This is a genomic window from Isoptericola sp. NPDC057191, assembly GCF_042670225.1.
In the GTDB taxonomy this organism is placed as follows: Bacteria; Actinomycetota; Actinomycetes; order Actinomycetales; family Cellulomonadaceae; genus Isoptericola.
Map to the genome: position 1 here is coordinate 77,014 of NZ_JBHUWC010000003.1, position 15,360 is coordinate 92,373.

Annotated in this window: 14 protein-coding genes; 7 read left to right on the plus strand and 7 right to left on the minus strand. The window is 72.8% G+C overall.

All coding sequences use genetic code 11. The features are described from left to right. Positions 1–27 precede the first annotated feature (27 nt). Positions 28–2,409, plus strand: coding sequence for an RNA degradosome polyphosphate kinase (locus ACFT55_RS01305; protein ID WP_380240670.1), 2,382 nt, complete (start codon positions 28–30; stop codon positions 2,407–2,409). 71 nt (positions 2,410–2,480) lie between these two features. Then, positions 2,481–3,452, plus strand: a complete 972-nt coding sequence (locus tag ACFT55_RS01310) for an NUDIX domain-containing protein (RefSeq protein ID WP_380240672.1) — start codon at positions 2,481–2,483, stop codon at positions 3,450–3,452. Between the two features lie 21 nt (positions 3,453–3,473). Here ACFT55_RS01310 and ACFT55_RS01315 read toward each other — a convergent pair whose 3' ends face one another. The 3 genes from ACFT55_RS01315 to ACFT55_RS01325 all read right to left on the minus strand — a co-directional run bounded on the left by ACFT55_RS01315 (position 3,474) and on the right by ACFT55_RS01325 (position 5,991). Further along, on the minus strand, positions 3,474–4,478 hold the full coding sequence (locus ACFT55_RS01315) for an anion permease (RefSeq protein WP_380240674.1): 1,005 nt from the start codon (positions 4,476–4,478) through the stop codon (positions 3,474–3,476). Positions 4,479–4,480: 2 nt separating this feature from the next. Then, entirely contained in the window at positions 4,481–5,101 is a 621-nt protein-coding gene (locus tag ACFT55_RS01320; RefSeq protein ID WP_380240676.1) for a DUF47 domain-containing protein, read from the minus strand. Between the two features lie 290 nt (positions 5,102–5,391). Then, a complete protein-coding gene (locus tag ACFT55_RS01325) occupies positions 5,392–5,991 on the minus strand; it encodes a hypothetical protein (protein WP_380240703.1) in 600 nt (199 codons plus the stop codon). Positions 5,992–6,232: 241 nt separating this feature from the next. Between ACFT55_RS01325 and ACFT55_RS01330 the strand changes: the two genes are divergently transcribed. The 4 genes from ACFT55_RS01330 (at position 6,233) to ACFT55_RS01345 (ending at position 10,646) form a co-directional block, all read left to right on the plus strand. Then, positions 6,233–7,672, plus strand: coding sequence for a sugar porter family MFS transporter (locus ACFT55_RS01330; RefSeq protein WP_380240678.1), 1,440 nt, complete (start codon positions 6,233–6,235; stop codon positions 7,670–7,672). Positions 7,673–7,887: 215 nt separating this feature from the next. Further along, entirely contained in the window at positions 7,888–8,364 is a 477-nt protein-coding gene (locus ACFT55_RS01335) for a MarR family winged helix-turn-helix transcriptional regulator (protein WP_380240680.1), read from the plus strand. Further along, entirely contained in the window at positions 8,361–10,046 is a 1,686-nt protein-coding gene (locus tag ACFT55_RS01340) for an MDR family MFS transporter (protein ID WP_380240682.1), read from the plus strand. The genes ACFT55_RS01335 and ACFT55_RS01340 overlap by 4 nt, the downstream gene beginning before the upstream one ends. 114 nt (positions 10,047–10,160) lie before the next feature. Then, on the plus strand, positions 10,161–10,646 hold the full coding sequence (locus ACFT55_RS01345; RefSeq protein ID WP_380240684.1) for a MarR family winged helix-turn-helix transcriptional regulator: 486 nt from the start codon (positions 10,161–10,163) through the stop codon (positions 10,644–10,646). Positions 10,647–10,718: 72 nt separating this feature from the next. On the opposite strand, the gene ACFT55_RS01350 is transcribed toward ACFT55_RS01345, so the two are convergent. From ACFT55_RS01350 to ACFT55_RS01360, 3 genes are all read right to left on the minus strand, one after another. Beyond that, the gene (locus ACFT55_RS01350) at positions 10,719–11,444 is read right to left on the minus strand and encodes a tyrosine-protein phosphatase (protein ID WP_380240687.1); all 726 of its coding nucleotides are present in this window, start codon (positions 11,442–11,444) and stop codon (positions 10,719–10,721) included. 19 nt (positions 11,445–11,463) lie between these two features. After that, positions 11,464–11,868 (minus strand): peptide-methionine (R)-S-oxide reductase MsrB, encoded by a 405-nt coding sequence (gene msrB, locus ACFT55_RS01355; protein WP_380240689.1) that lies wholly within the window; start codon positions 11,866–11,868, stop codon positions 11,464–11,466. An 88-nt stretch (positions 11,869–11,956) separates the two neighbouring features. Further along, the gene (locus ACFT55_RS01360) at positions 11,957–13,438 is read right to left on the minus strand and encodes a DEAD/DEAH box helicase (RefSeq protein ID WP_380240691.1); all 1,482 of its coding nucleotides are present in this window, start codon (positions 13,436–13,438) and stop codon (positions 11,957–11,959) included. Positions 13,439–13,609: 171 nt separating this feature from the next. Here ACFT55_RS01360 and ACFT55_RS01365 point away from each other — a divergent pair, with 171 nt between their 5' ends. After that, positions 13,610–14,356, plus strand: a complete 747-nt coding sequence (locus ACFT55_RS01365) for a M50 family metallopeptidase (protein ID WP_380240693.1) — start codon at positions 13,610–13,612, stop codon at positions 14,354–14,356. Between the two features lie 3 nt (positions 14,357–14,359). Here the strand turns inward: ACFT55_RS01365 and ACFT55_RS01370 are convergent, their stop codons facing one another. After that, entirely contained in the window at positions 14,360–15,184 is an 825-nt protein-coding gene (locus ACFT55_RS01370) for a DUF1206 domain-containing protein (RefSeq protein ID WP_380240695.1), read from the minus strand. Between the last annotated feature and the right edge of the window lie 176 nt (positions 15,185–15,360).

Here is a 15,360-nt window from a genome sequence, read left to right on the forward strand (position 1 = left end):
ACCCGCCGTTCACCCAACGGTGCCACGATGGGGGGCATGACAGCGTCGCGCCCCCGACCGCCCCGGACCCGTGACGGTCGGGGCCGCTACAGCCCCGCCGCACCGGACGCCGCGGTCGCGGCCGCCGAGGTGACGGACACCAGGCCGCGGACCACCGCCGTCGCCCCGTCCCGGCCGATCGACCCCCAGCTGGCCGCGCACATCGCGGAGCACATCGCGGAGGAGCCCGAGGTCGCGGAGATCACCGTCCCGGCCGAGGTGGAGCCCCTGCCCGAGGACCGGTTCGCCGAGCGGGAGCTGAGCTGGCTGGCGTTCAACGAGCGGGTGCTGGAGCTCGCGGAGGACACGACGCTGCCGCTGCTGGAGCGCGCGCGGTTCCTCGCGATCTTCGCGTCGAACCTGGACGAGTTCTTCATGGTGCGCGTGGCAGGCCTGAAGCGCCGGATCGCCACCGGCATCGCGGTCACCGCGGCGTCCGGCATGAGCCCCCGGCAGGTGCTGGAGTCGATCGGCGAGGCGGCGCACCGGCTCATGGAGCGGCACGCGGCGGTGTTCCGCTCTGACGTGCAGCCGGCGCTCGACGCCGAGGGCATCACGATCGTGCACTGGGACGAGCTGGAGGTGCGCGAGCAGGAGCGCCTGCACAAGTTCTTCCGCAAGCAGATCTTCCCCGTGCTGACGCCGCTGGCCGTGGACCCGGCGCACCCCTTCCCGTACATCTCCGGTCTGTCGCTCAACCTGGCCGTCGTCGTCGCGAACCCGCTCACCGGCAAGGAGCATTTCGCCCGCGTCAAGGTGCCGCCGCTGCTCCCCCGCTTCATCGCCGTCGACGACCGGGGTCGCCCGTCCGCGCCGACGCCCACCCAGGGCGGGGGCACGCAGACGTCGTTCGTGCCGCTGGAGGAGGTCATCGCCCAGCACCTCGACCACCTGTTCCCGGGCATGGAGGTGCGCGAGAGCCACACGTTCCGCGTGACGCGCAACGAGGACGTGGAGGTCGAGGAGGACGACGCCGAGAACCTCCTCCAGGCCATGGAGAAGGAGCTGCTGCGCCGCCGCTTCGGCCCGCCCGTGCGGCTCGAGCTGGCGCACGGCATCTCGCCCCGCATCCGCGAGCTGCTGGTCCGCGAGCTCGGGGTGGCGCTGGACGAGGTGTACGAGCTGCCCGCGCCGCTCGACCTCACCGGCCTCAACGTCATCGCCGACATCGAGCGCGCCTCGCTGCACTACCCGCCGTTCGTCCCGACGACGCACCGACAGCTCGCGGAGGTCGAGTCCGCGACGGCGCGCGACGTGTTCGCGGCGATCCGGGAGCGCGACATCCTGCTGCACCACCCGTACGACTCGTTCTCCACGTCGGTGCAGACGTTCCTGGAGCAGGCGGCCGCCGACCCGGCGGTGCTGGCCATCAAGCAGACGCTGTACCGCACGTCGGGCGACTCCCCCGTCGTGGACGCGCTGATCGACGCCGCCGAGGCGGGCAAGCAGGTGCTCGCGCTGGTCGAGATCAAGGCCCGGTTCGACGAGCAGGCCAACATCTCGTGGGCGCGCAAGCTGGAGGAGGCAGGCGTGCACGTCGTGTACGGCATCGTCGGCCTGAAGACGCACAGCAAGCTGTCCCTCGTGGTGCGCCAGGAGGCCGACGGCCTGCGCCGCTACTGCCACATCGGCACCGGCAACTACCACTCCAAGACCGCCCGGATGTACACCGACCACGGGCTGCTCACGTGCGACCGCGACGTGGGCCAGGACCTCACCCGCCTGTTCAACCAGCTCTCCGGGTACGCGCCGCAGTCGCGCTTCCACCGGCTGCTGGTCGCGCCGCGCACGGTCCGCTCGGGCCTCATCGAGCGGATCGAGCGCGAGATCGCCGCCGCCCTGGCCGGGCACGAGGCCTGGGTGCGCATCAAGGTGAACTCCGCGGTCGACGAGGCGACGATCGACGCGCTCTACCGCGCCTCGCAGGCCGGCGTGCACGTCGACCTGGTGGTGCGCGGCATCTGCGCACTGCGCCCCGGCGTGCCCGGGCTGAGCGAGAACATCCGCGTCCGCTCCATCCTGGGCCGGTTCCTGGAGCACTCCCGGATCTTCGCGTTCGCGAACTCCGCGGGCCCGGCGATCGGCGAGGGACCGGAGACGGGCCCCGAGGTGTTCATCGGCTCGGCGGACCTCATGCACCGCAACCTCGACCGGCGCGTCGAGGCGCTGGTGCGGATCACGGACGAGGCGCAGGTCGCGGAGCTCCTGGAGCTCATGGACCGCTCGATGTCGGACCGCACGTCGACCTGGCACCTGCAGCCCGACGACACGTGGACACGGCACAGCACCGGGCCTGACGGCGAGCCGCTGGAGGACCTGCAGGCGAGCCTCGTGGACCGTCATCGTCGCCGGCCGGAGAGGACCCGGTGAGGGCGGCGAGGGTCGGCCGGTCGGCAGGCGTGACGGCGTCACCGCTGGTGAGCAGGCTCGGAGCGACGACCGTGGACCACGCCCCGGTGATCGAGTCCGCGGGCGCGCTGGTCTGGCGCGAGCGGGAGGGGCGGCTGCAGGTGCAGCTCGTCCACCGTCCGCGGTACGACGACTGGTCGTGGCCGAAGGGCAAGCTCGAGCCGGGCGAGGCGCTCAATACCACCGCGGCCCGCGAGGTCGCGGAGGAGACGGGCAAGCCCGTCGTCCTCGGGGTCCCGCTGCCCGGCCTGCAGTACCTGACGCCCGAGGGCCGGGTGAAGCGGGTGCACTACTGGGCCGCGCGCCGCGCGTCCCGCACCGACGACGGTGCGGCGCTCGCCGCCCGGCACCCCGTGGAACCGCCGTCGCGGGACGAGGTCGACAAGAAGGCGTGGCTCGACGTCGACGCCGCCGCGACGCGGCTGACCCGGGCGGCCGACCGCGGCCCCCTCGAGGCGCTCGTCCAGGCGCACGCCCAGGGCCGGCTGGCCACGCACGCCGTCGTCATCGTGCGGCACGGCAAGGCGCTGGCGCGCGCGGTGTGGCACGGCACCGAGCAGGACCGCCCCCTGACCCCGGTGGGGCACGCCCAGGGCGCGGCGCTCGTGCCGGTGCTGGCCGCGTACGGGGTCACGTCCGTCGTGTCGAGCCGGTGGGAGCGGTGCGCGGCCACGATCGAGCCGTACGTGCGCGCGTCGCACGCGCGCCCGGAGCTGAGCGACCAGCTGGGCGAGGCGGAGCACGAGCGCTCGCCCTCGCGCGTCGCAGCCACCGTGCGCGACCTGCTGGAGTCCGGCCGGTCCTCGGTGCTGTGCACCCACCGCCCGGTGCTCCCGACCGTGCTGGACGTGCTGGGCCAGCACTCACGCCGCGCGGTGGCGAACGTGCTGCCCTCGCGGGACCCGTTCCTCGAGCCCGGCGACCTGCTCGTGGCCCACGTCTCCCGGACCGGCAAGGGGCCGCGCGTCGTCGCCGTCGAGAAGGTCACTCCCCCGGTCTACTGAACGTTGTGGTCGTCCTGGTCGTCAGGTCAGCCAGGGGTGCAGGATCCAGGTCATGACGGCGGCGACGAGGGCGGCCGCCGGGATCGTCAGCACCCAGGCCGCGCCGATGTTCTTCGCCACGCCCCACCGCACGGCGGACAGGCGCCGCGTGGCCCCGACGCCCATGATCGCCGAGGTGATCGTGTGGGTCGTGGAGACCGGCGCGTGCAGGATGAACGCGTTCGCGTAGAGCACCAGCGCGGACACCGACTCGGCGACGAACCCGCGGGCCGGGTCGAGCTCGATGATGCGGCGGCCCAGGGTGCGCATGATGCGCCAGCCGCCCGAGTACGTGCCGAGCGAGATGGCGGACGCGGCGGCGAGCTTGACCCACAGCGGGATGCTGCCGTCGGCGGCGGCCCAGCCCACGGTCACGAGGGCCATGTAGATGACGCCCATCGTCTTCTGCGCGTCCTGCAGGCCGTGGCCGAGGGCCATCGCCGCGGCGGACGCCGTCTGCGCGAGGCGGAAGCGGCGCGTGACCCGCGACGGGGCGGCGTTGCGGAAGATCCACAGCACGGCGACCATGACGAGGTAGGCACCGATGAAGCCGATGAGCGGGGAGAACACCATCGGCAGCACGACCTTGTCGACGATCGACTGGCCGTAGATCGGCAGCCCCGCCGCGAGCCCGGCACCCACGAGACCGCCGATGAGCGAGTGCGTGGACGACGAGGGCAGCCCGAACCACCAGGTGATGAGGTTCCAGGCGATGGCGCCGAGGAGCGCGCACAGCACCACGATCAGCGCCGTGTGGTTCGAGGCGTCCTGCAGGTCGACGATCGAGGTCGCGATCGTCTCCGCGACCTCCGTGCCGAGCAAGGCCCCGACGAAGTTCATGACGGCCGCCATGCCCAGCGCGACGCGGGGCGTGAGCGCCCGGGTCGAGACGGAGGTGGCGATCGCGTTGGCCGCGTCGTGGAACCCGTTGGTGTAGTCGAAGCCGAGGGCGATCGCCACGACGAGGACGACGAGAGCCGCCTCCACCGTCAGGACTCCTTGAGGGCGATGGTCTCGACCATGTTCGCGACGCGCTCGAAGGCGTCCGCCGCCTCCTCGAGCATGTCGACGATCTCCTTGAGCTTCATGAGCAGCACCGGGTCGGTGGTGTCGTCGAACAGCTGCGCGATGAGCTCACGGTGCAGCTTGTCGCCCTGGTTCTCGAGCCGGTTGATCTCGACCCAGTAGTCGGAGAGCTGGTCCATGGAGCGCAGGCGGGGCATGGCTTCGGCGGTCAGCTCGGCGCAGCGCTGCAGCACCTGCACCTGCTCCGAGACGCGCAGCGGCAGCTCGTCGACCTTGTACAGGACGATGAGGTCGCCGGCCTCCTCCATGGCGTCCATGCAGTCGTCGAGCGCGGAGGCCAGGCCGTAGATGTCGTCCCGGTCGAACGGGGTGACGAACGTCTGGTTGAGCCGGCGCATGATCGAGTGGGTGGCGTCGTCCGCCACGTGCTCGGCCTCGGAGAGCCGACGGACGATCGAGTCCCTCTCCTGCCGTGATGCCCCGAGCAGCTCCGCGAGCAGCGAGGCCCCCGTCACGTTGTGCTGAGCGAGAGTCGCCAGCATGTCGAAGTAGGTCGTGTCGCGCGGTGTCAGGCGCAGGCGCACGTGTGGCTCCTGGGGTCGAAGACGCTGAGACTCTCACAGACTAGAGGTGGCGATCCTGGCGCGACCAGTTGAACGCGCGCTGAACGTTTCCCCCTGCGGGCTGCGTGAACTCGGGTGAGGTGCGACGCCGGACCGGGAGCGCCTCTCGGCGCGTGGCCGCTCGAAGCGGCTGAAGATGGAGCCCGGGGCTACCGCGGCCCGACGTCGCCCGAACATCGTAAGCCCCGCCGTCCCCACCCTCCGAACACGCAGGTCACGTCGTGCGGTGACCGGGCGGGGCGAGCGGTCGGTCAGTCGAGCGTGCCGGCGCGCCAGGACGCCGCAGCCTGCTCCAGCTCCTCCGCCGTGCGGACGAGGTCGGCGGCCCCCCGCGTCATCCGGGTGGCTCCGTCCGGGTCGGCCACCTCGCGGGCGTCGGCGTCGAAGGCCGCGCCGGTCGCGAGGATCCGGCAGAAGGAGGCGGCCCGCTCCAGGGCGACGGCGAGGTCGCCGGCGAAGACGCCGGACAGGACGTCGTCCGCGAGCGCCCGCAGGTCCTCGGGGGCGGGCGGGCGGGGGACGCCGGCGACGACCTCGTGCACGGGGGCCGCGTCGACGCCGAGCCGGTACCGCAGCCCGATGGTGCGCGGGTCGCGCCGCACCCACTCGCGCAGCACGTACAGCCGCCACAGCGCCCCCGGCAGCGACGCGGCGGCGGCGTCGGACCACAGGGCGGCGACGACGTCGAGCCCCTCCCGCTCGACGAGGCGCACCAGCCGGTCGACGACCTCCGGGTCCTCGGCGGCCCGCGCGCGGTGCACGACGGCGCGCGCTGTGGTGTGCGCCACCTCGTCGCGCAGCGCGGGATCCAGGTCGCCGGGGATCTGCTCGGCGGTCTGCGGGTCGAGCATGGCGGGCCGGCGGGGCCGGCGGGGCTCGGGCATGTCGCTCACGGGTACAGTCTCCCGCGGTCCGCGAGAGGCAGGCACCCCGTCCGAGGTGCGCCGCAGCACGCACCCCTGCCGTGACGCCGACCTGGTGGCCGCGTCGCCCGGCCCGGCACCGACCGGCACCGACGTGACGCCGACCTCTCCCCGAGCCGACATACGGTCGCGGACCTAGCATCGAAGCAACAACGGACTGAGGAGACATATGTCCAACTCCGCACCTGGTCAGGCGAGCGTGCGCAGCGCTCACCGGAAGGCCACCGGGCTGGCGATCGCTGCCGCAGTCGGCGGTTTCCTGTTCGGATTCGACTCGTCGGTCATCAACGGCGCCGTCGACGCGATCGAGGGTCAGTTCGACCTCAACTCCACCGTGACGGGCCTCGTGGTCGCGGTCGCCCTGCTGGGTTGCGCGCTCGGCGCCTGGTCCGGCGGCAAGCTGGCGGACCGGTGGGGTCGCACCCACGTCATGGTGCTCGGCGCGGTGCTGTTCTTCGCGTCGTCGATCCTGTCGGCGATCGCGTGGAGCGCCTGGGACCTCGCTCTCTGGCGTTTCATGGCGGGCGTCGGCATCGGCATCGCGTCGGTGATCGCTCCGGCGTACATCGCGGAGATCGCGCCCGCGGCGGTGCGCGGCCGCCTCGGCTCGCTGCAGCAGCTCGCCATCACCGTCGGTATCTTCACGGCCCTGCTCTCGGACCAGATCCTCGCCACATCCGCGGGTGGCGCGGCGAACGAGCTCTGGCTGGGCTGGGAGGCGTGGCGCTGGATGTTCCTGGTCGCCGTGATCCCTGCGGCCGTCTACGGCATCCTCGCGCTCCGCATGCCGGAGTCGCCGCGCTATCTGGTCACGAAGGGCAAGGACGACGACGCGCGACGGGTGCTCGCGAGCGTCCTCGGGCCGGACGAGGACGTGGACGAACGGATCGCGGAGATCCACCACTCGATCAGCAAGGACGAGGAGAACGCCGAGCTCGGCAGCCTCAAGGGCGACCGGTTCGGGCTGAAGCCGATCGTGTGGGTCGGCATCGTGATGGCGATCTTCCAGCAGTTCGTCGGCATCAACGTGATCTTCTACTACTCCACCACGCTGTGGCAGGCCGTCGGCTTCGAGGAGTCGCAGGCGTTCCTGGTCTCGACGATCACGGCCGTCACGAACGTCGCCGTGACCTTCATCGCCATCGCGCTGATCGACAAGGTGGGCCGTCGCCCGCTGCTGCTGATCGGCTCGGCGGGCATGGCGGTCTCGCTCGGGCTGATGGCGGTGTGCTTCACCCAGGCCACGGGCTCGGGCGAGGACATCACGCTGGCGGCCCCGTGGAGCATCATCGCGCTCATCTCCGCGAACGCGTTCGTCGTCTTCTTCGGCGCGACGTGGGGCCCGCTGATGTGGGTGCTGCTGGGCGAGATGTTCCCCAACCGCATCCGCGCCGCGGCGCTGGGCGTGGGCGCGGCCGCCAACTGGATCGCGAACTTCGCGATCACGCTGACGTTCCCGCCGATGCTGGCGACCTTCGGCCCGGCGATCCCGTACCTGATGTACGCGATCTTTGCGGTGCTGTCGTTCTTCTTCGTCCTGGGCAAGATCCCCGAGACGAAGGGCGTGGAGCTCGAGGACATGGCGGGCGAGGCATACAAGCGCGCCTGACGGCCGCACGCTCCCTGCACGGCCCGCGACGTCCTGGACGTCGCGGGCCGTCGTCGTCCCCGACCCGGTGAGACGCCCGTCACCACCAGGACACTTGCTTGCTGCAAGCACCACGAGTATGTTTGCACTCTGCAACCAGTCGGCCCGCCTCCGGGTCGCACCGCTCCGGCCCTCCGGCCCCGAGCACACCCCCCTCTTCCCGCAAAGGCACCGACATGTCCGTGACCCGCACCGCGGCCCGCGACCTCGTGCAGTCGCTCGAGGAGCTCTCGCGCGCCCAACGCGAGGCGGCCATGGTCATCGCCCGCGACCTCGACCTCCCACGCGCCGGGCTCGGCGCCCTGCACCTGCTCACGCGGTGCGGACGCGTCCAGCTCACCGACGTCGCCACCAAGCTGCGCGTCGACGTCTCCGTCGCGAGCCGCCAGGTCAGCGCCCTCGTCGACGCCGGCCTCGTGCTCCGCACGGTGGACGACGACGACCGTCGCGTCCGCTACCTCGCGCTGACGGACGCCGGCCGCGAGTTCGCGGAGGCGTCCTTCCGCCGCATCGACGACCTCGTCTCCGAGTCCTTCTCCGACTGGTCGGACGAAGACCTCGCCGACGCCACCTCCCGGATCCGCAGCGTCGCGGCCTCCCTCACCACGACCCACGACCGCGCCCTGGCGCACGAGGAGATCCCCGCACGATGAGTCAGTCCCCCGTCCCCGCGCCCCAGGCGCCGGACCTCTCCGCCCCGCCGGCCCCGGCGATGACCCGCCGCGAGGTGCTCGAGGCCCTCTCGGGCATCCTCCTCGGTGTCTTCGTCTCGCTGCTGGCCACCACGATCACGTCCACGTCGCTGCCGCGCATCGTCGCCGACCTGGGCGGCTCCCAGCACTCCTACACCTGGGTCGTCACGGGCATGCTGCTCACGATGACGATCTCGACGCCGCTGTGGGGCAAGCTCGCCGACCTGACGAACCGCAAGGTCCTCATCCAGATCGCGCTGGGCATCACCGTCGTCTCGGCGGCCGCGGCCGGCCTGTCGCAGAACATCGAGACCCTCATCGGCTTCCGCGCCCTCCAGGGCATCGGCGCCGGCGGTCTCACCGCCCTCGCCACCGTGCTCATGGCCGACATCATCAGCCCCCGCGAGCGCGGCAAGTACATGGGCCTCATGGGTGGCGTCATGGCCGTCGCCCAGATCGGCGGCCCGCTGCTCGGTGGCGTCCTCACCGACTCGCTGAGCTGGCGCTGGACCTTCTTCGTGGGCATCCCGTTCGCCGTCGCGGCGTTCGTCGTGCTCCAGAAGACGCTGCACCTGCCCAAGCGCGAGCAGCGCGCGGTGAAGATCGACTACGCGGGCGCCGTCCTCATCGCCGTCGCCGTGGCGCTCCTGCTCCTGTGGGTCACCTTCGCGGGCGACCAGTTCGAGTGGGCCTCGTGGCAGACCGCCGCGATGGTCGGTGGCGCCGTCGTCGCGCTGGTGGCCGCCGGCTTCGTCGAGCGGGCCGCGGCCGAGCCGATCATCCCGCTGCACCTGTTCAAGAACCGCACGTTCGTGCTCGCCGTGATCGCGTCCGCCTCCGTGGGCGTCGCCATGTTCGGCACCGCGGTGTTCCTCAGCCAGTACTTCCAGCTCGCCCGCGGCAAGACCCCCACCGAGTCCGGCCTGCTCACCATCCCGATGGTGATCGGCACGATGCTCGCCGGCATCGTCCTGGGCCGCATCATCTCGAACACCGGGCGGTACAAGGCGATCATGGTGGGTGGCGCCGTGGTGCTGTCCGCCTCGCTGTACGGCCTGTCCACCATCGAGGTCGACACGAGCTTCGTGCTCATCTCGGTCTTCCTGTTCGGCCTGGGCATCTCGGTCGGCGCGCTCATGCAGAACCTCGTGCTGGCCACGCAGAACACCCTCGACGTGCACGAGATGGGCGCCGGCACCTCGGGCGTCGCGTTCTTCCGCTCCCTCGGTGGCGCGATCGGCGTCTCCGCGCTCGGCGCGGTGATGGCGTCGCACATCAAGTCGGACCTGGTCACCGGTCTCGCGAAGCTCGGCATCCCGGCCGACGCCACGGGCGCCGGCTCAGGCGTCGTGCCCTCCGACCTCGCCAGCCTGCCGGCACCGGTGCGGTCCGTCATCGAGTCCGCGTACTCGGACGGCATCACGACGATCTTCCTGTACGCCGTGCCGATGGCCGTCATCTCCCTCATCGCGGTGCTGTTCATCAAGGAGATCCCGCTGGGCCAGCGCTCCGGCATCGAGCAGGTGCTCGACGAGGAGCAGAGCGCCCCGCTCGTCGCCGTCCAGGCCTCCGCACCCGTCGCCGCGCAGAGCGTCGCACCGGTCGCCGCGCAGGACGCCGAGCGGGTCACCGACCGGGCCTGACACCGGTCCACACCCCCGGACGGGGCCGATTTCACCCGCTGCGGCCCCGTCCGGGCGTAACTTCCCCCGCTGACGGCACTCCCGTTTGCCTCGGCGAAGCCTCATGATGGGCGCATGCACGACGCAGCCGCACCGCCCACGCCAGACCCGGCCACCGACCCGTTCGGTGCCCTCGAACGGGAGATCCGGGTCCTGATCCGTCGCGCCCAGTCGTCCGCGGCCCAGACCGCGCGGCGGGTGCATCCTGAGCTCGAGGCGTCGGCGTACCCGATCCTCGCGCACATCGACTCCCACCCCGGGATCCGTGGCTCCGACCTCGCCGCCCACTTCGGCGTCGGGCGGGCCACCGTCTCCCGGCAGCTGAGCCGGCTGGTGGAGCTGGGCCTCGTGCAGCGCGAGGTCGACCCGGAGGACACCCGCGGCCAGCGCATCACCCTGACCGCCGACGGCGCGCACCGGTTCGCCCGGGCGCGCGACGGCCGCATCGAGATGTACAAGGACGCGTTCGGCGACTGGGACGAGGCCGACGTCGCCCAGCTCGCCACGCTGCTGCACCGCTACTCGGACGACTTCGTGCGCTGGCGGGACTCGCGCTCCTGACCTGTTCCCTCCGAGGACGGCGAGGTCCCGCTCCGGGGCCTCGCCGTTCTCGTGCCGCCGGCGAGGCGCCCCTCAGGCGACGAGCCGGGCGCGCAGCGCGTCCAGCGTCGCGCCGTCCCCGCCGTGCGCGAGGAACCAGCCCTGCGCGCCGTCGTCGTGGGCCGCGAGCCGGTCCAGCACGGCCTCGATCGCCCACCCCGGCGCGGTGAGGAGCTCCGGAGGCAGCCGTGCCAGCACGTGCGCGTCCGGGACGGCCAGGTTGGCGGTGGCCGCGGCGCGCGTGATGATGTCGGGCATCCGCGGCCCGGTCCGCTCATAGTCCGCGACGATCGCCGCCCGGTCCACGTCCAGCAGCGCCAGCACGAGCGCGACCGCCACGCCCGTGCGGTCCTTGCCCGCCGTGCAGTGCACGAGGACGGGCCCGTCGCCCGTCGCGACCAGGCGCACCGCCTCGACGAGGTGCCCGGCGCCCGGCTCGTCCAGCATCGCCAGGTACAGGTCTCCCAGCCCGGGGACCGGGGCCGGGGCGACGGCGCCCTCCATGGCCGTGCCGTCCAGGACCGGCAGCGCCACCACGCGCGCGACGGACGTCAGCGGGTGCGGTTCGCCGTTCTCCCCCGGGTCGCGCAGGTCGAGCACGGTCCGCGGGGGCCAGGCGACGTCGGCCGGGTCCCGGTCGCCGGACCGTGGCGCGTCGGAACGCAGCAACGCCCCGGGCCGGAGGCCCGGGGCGGCAGACGCGACGTCGCGCAGGTTGACCAGGTGGTCGGGCACGTGGCTGGACACGGTGTCGGTCACGTGCCCGACCCTAGCCCGGTCAGTCCTCCGCGGCTTCGAACGTCAGGCTGAGCGAGTTCATGCAGAACCGGTCGCCGGTCGGCGTCTGGGGCGCGTCGTCGAACACGTGCCCCAAGTGCGAACCGCACCGCGCACAACGGACCTCCGTCCGGACCATGCCGTGCGACCGGTCCTCCAAGAGCTCCACGCTGTCGCCCGCCAGCGGCGTGTAGAACGACGGCCAGCCGCAGTGCGAGTCGAACTTCGTCTCGCTGCGGAACAGCTCGTGGCCGCAGGCACGACAGTGGTACACGCCCACGCGCTTCTCGTCGAGCAGCTCCCCGGTCCACGGCCGCTCGGTGCCCGCCTGCCGCAGCACGGCGAACTCCTGGGGGTTGAGCTCCACCTGCCACTGCTCGTCGGACTTGGTGACTTCGTACGTCATGTGACACCTCCGTCGTGCACAACTCAGGCGGGGCTACGCGTGTTCCGGGTCCGCGCGACCGCGGACCGCGGCGGTCAGCGGCCGGCGATCAGGCCGCGCCGCCGGGGCCACGGCCCCGACCGCCGCGACGACGGCGACGGCGGGCCGGCGCGGAACCGTCCGCACGAACCGCCGACGGCGCGCCGCCCGACGACGCAGCGGCCTGGGGACGCTGCCCCTGGCCGCGGCCGCCCTGCGCCTGACCGCCCTGCGACTGACCGGTCCGCGAGCGGCCGCCGTGCCCGGCGTGTCCACCCTGGCCACCCTGACCGCCCTGCGTGGGACGCGCCGTGCCCTTGCGCCGCTGCGGCGCGGGAGCTGCGGGAGCGGGCGGTGCCACGTACGGGGCGACGTCGCCGACGAGGGCGGAGACCGTCGCGTCGCCGGGCACGACCTGCTGCGGGCGGGCCGTGATCTTGGCCTTGCGGGTGAGGTCGCGGACGTCGCCGCGCTGCTCGGGCAGCATCACGGTGACGACGTCGCCGACGGAGCCCGCACGGGCCGTACGACCGGACCGGTGCAGGTACGCCTTGTGCTCGGCCGGCGGGTCCACGTGCACCACGAGCTCGACGTCGTCGACGTGGATGCCGCGCGCCGCGATGTCGGTCGCGACCAGCACCTTGACGTCGCCGGACGAGAACGCCGCGAGGTTCCGCTCGCGCGCGCCCTGCCCGAGGTTGCCGTGCAGGTCGACGGCAGGCACGCCGGCGCCGGTGAGCTGCTTGGCGAGCTTCTTCGCCTGGTGCTTGGTGCGCGTGAACAGCACTCGACGGCCCGTGCCGGAGGCGAGCGCGTGCACCACGTCCTTCTTCGCGTCGGCGTCGGCCACCGCGAGGATGTGGTGCGTCATCTGGGGCGGCGGCGCCGCGGCGTCGTCCACCGAGTGGGTCACGGGGTTCTTGAGGTAGCGCTTGACGAGGACGTCGACGCCGTTGTCCAGCGTCGCCGAGAAGAGCAGGCGCTGCCCCTCGCGCGGCGTGCGGTCCATGATCCGCTTCACGCCGGGCAGGAAGCCGAGGTCGGCCATGTGGTCGGCCTCGTCGAGCACCGTGATCTCGACGTCGTCGAGCGTGAGGTGCTTCTGGCCGAGGAGGTCCTCGAGGCGGCCGGGGCAGGCGATGAGGACGTCGACGCCCGCGTTCAGCGCCGTCACCTGGCGCGACTGGGCGACCCCGCCGAAGACCGTGGTGGTCACGAGACCCAGGGCCTTCGCGAGCGGCTCCATGGTGGCGTTGATCTGGTTCGCGAGCTCGCGCGTCGGGCACAGCACCAGCGCGCGGGGGCGGGCGGCACGACGGCGGGGGCGGCCGGCGGCCACCGCCTGCGCGGCCGACGTCGCGAGCCGCGTCACGACGGGCAGCGAGAACGCGAGCGTCTTGCCGGAGCCGGTGCGGCCGCGGCCGAGGACGTCGGTGCCGGCGAGCGAGTCGGACAGCGACGCCGTCTGGATGGGGAACGGGGTGGTGATGCCCTGGTTCGTGAGCTCACGGACGACAGGGGTAGGCAGGCCGAAGTCGGCAAAGGTAGTCAAGAAGTGGGCCTCTCGGGCTCGGACGTCAGGGACGTCGAAGGTCGGGGTTCCGCCGCACGCAATCCGGGGGGATCTCCACGACGCGGGGCGCGCGGACGCGCAGCCACCTCCACCATTGTCTCACGTCCGCCCGCCGGCCCCCCGACCGTCCGTCCAGGTGGCCGTGGTGGAATGGCCGCCGTGGACGACTTCCTCGCGAACGTCACCGACGTGCTGACGCAGATCTGGACGGCCGCCACCACCCCGGTGCCGCCCCCGCCCCAGGCGGTGGTGCTCTCCGCCGGCCTGGTCGCCCTCGCCGTGGTTCTCGTCACCCCGGTGTGGCGGGTGGCGCGCCATGTCGTGACGATCGCGCACGAGGGCGCGCACGCCGTGGCCGCGATGGTGACCGGGCGGCGGCTGGACGGGATCCGCCTGCACTCCGACACCTCGGGACTCACCGTGTCCGCGGGGCGACCCCGCGGGTTCGGCATGATCGTCACCGCGTTCGCCGGCTACGTCGGGCCCGGCCTCACCGGTCTGGGCGCCGCGTGGCTGCTGCGGCACGGCTACGCGGTCGGGCTGCTGTGGCTGCTGGTGCTGCTGCTCGCGCTCCTGCTGCTCAAGATCCGCAACTGGTTCGGGCTGTGGTCGATCCTCGTGAGCGGCGCCGGACTGGTCGCCGTCTCGTGGTGGCTGGACCCTGCCACGCAGGCCGCCGTCGCGTACGCCGTCACCTGGTTCCTGCTGCTGGGGTCGGTGCGGCCCGTCTTCGAGCTGCAGGCGCAGCGTTCCCGCGGCCGGGCCCGCCGGTCCGACGCCGACCAGCTCGCGGTGCTCACGCACACCACCGGGGTCCTGTGGGTGGTGGTGTTCCTGCTCGTCACGGTGGGCTGCCTCGTGCTCGGCGCCGGCTGGATCATCGAGCCCGCAACCTGACCATCACATCCGCGCGTAGCGGGCGCGGGCGAACGAGTACACGCCGTAGGCGGCGATCCCCACGCCCGTGACGACCAGCAGGACCGTGCCGAAGGGCTGGTCGCGGATGGTCCGGAGCGCGTCGTCGAGGCCACCGGCCTTCTGCGGGTCCGCCGTGACGGCGGCTGCCACGAACAGCCCGCCGACGACGGCGAGGGCGACACCTTTCGCCACGTAGCCCACCTGCCCGAGCCGCACGACCGCCTGGCCGACGGCTCCGCCACCGGTCCCCTGCAGGTCGTCGACGAACGACTTGCGCCAGCCGCTGACGACGTGCACCACGCCGCCCACGACGACGGCGAGGCCGACCGCCCCGACGAGCCAGCGCCCCGCGGTCATGTGCAGGACGTCCGCGGTGAGGCCTTCCTCGGACCCACCGCCCGCCGCGCCGGTCGCGACGCCGACGGCCATCGCCGCCAGCGCCCCGTACAGCACCGCCTTGCCGCCGGCCTTGATCCGCTCGCGGGCCTGCTTGCTCGACTCCGCGCCGGGGACACCGACGAGCGTCTCCGTGAGCTGCCAGAGCGCGAGCGCGGCGAAGCCCGCCGCCGTGAGCCACAGGAGCACGGCGCCGCCGGGCGCCGCCGCGAGCTGACGCAGAGCACCCTGCTGGTCGGGGCTGCCGCTCGGGGAGCCCACGGCCAGGCGGATCGCCAGCCAGCCCAGCAGCAGGTGCAGCACCCCGGAGGAGATGTAGCCGCCGCGGGCGAGGACCTGCAGGGCTGGGCTGCGGTTCGCCCGGCGCGGGGTGCTCGACGGGGACGCGGACCGCTTCGACGACACGGGCACTCACACCTTTCTCGGTGCCGCGCGGGGTCGCGGCGCGTCACACCTTGGCGCACGGCGGGGCCGCACGCCAGCGCGGGGACGAACGCCGTCAGCGGGGGTCGACGGAGGCGACGGGGAGTCGACCGTCCCGTCGGGTGGACGCGCGACGGCCGGGCACGGGAGCCATGCCCCGTGCC

Excerpts from the sequence above, each read along its gene's own strand:
- ACFT55_RS01335 (WP_380240680.1), top strand. The coding sequence starts at position 7,888 with ATGTCCGTGACCCGCACCGCGGCCCGCGACCTCGTGCAGTCGCTCGAG.
- ACFT55_RS01330 (WP_380240678.1), top strand. The coding sequence starts at position 6,233 with ATGTCCAACTCCGCACCTGGTCAGGCGAGCGTGCGCAGCGCTCACCGG.
- msrB (WP_380240689.1), bottom strand. The coding sequence starts at position 11,868 with ATGACGTACGAAGTCACCAAGTCCGACGAGCAGTGGCAGGTGGAGCTC.
- ACFT55_RS01305 (WP_380240670.1), top strand. The coding sequence starts at position 28 with ATGGGGGGCATGACAGCGTCGCGCCCCCGACCGCCCCGGACCCGTGAC.
- ACFT55_RS01365 (WP_380240693.1), top strand. The coding sequence starts at position 13,610 with ATGGCCGCCGTGGACGACTTCCTCGCGAACGTCACCGACGTGCTGACG.
- ACFT55_RS01325 (WP_380240703.1), bottom strand. The coding sequence starts at position 5,991 with ATGCTCGACCCGCAGACCGCCGAGCAGATCCCCGGCGACCTGGATCCC.
- ACFT55_RS01340 (WP_380240682.1), top strand. The coding sequence starts at position 8,361 with ATGAGTCAGTCCCCCGTCCCCGCGCCCCAGGCGCCGGACCTCTCCGCC.
- ACFT55_RS01345 (WP_380240684.1), top strand. The coding sequence starts at position 10,161 with ATGCACGACGCAGCCGCACCGCCCACGCCAGACCCGGCCACCGACCCG.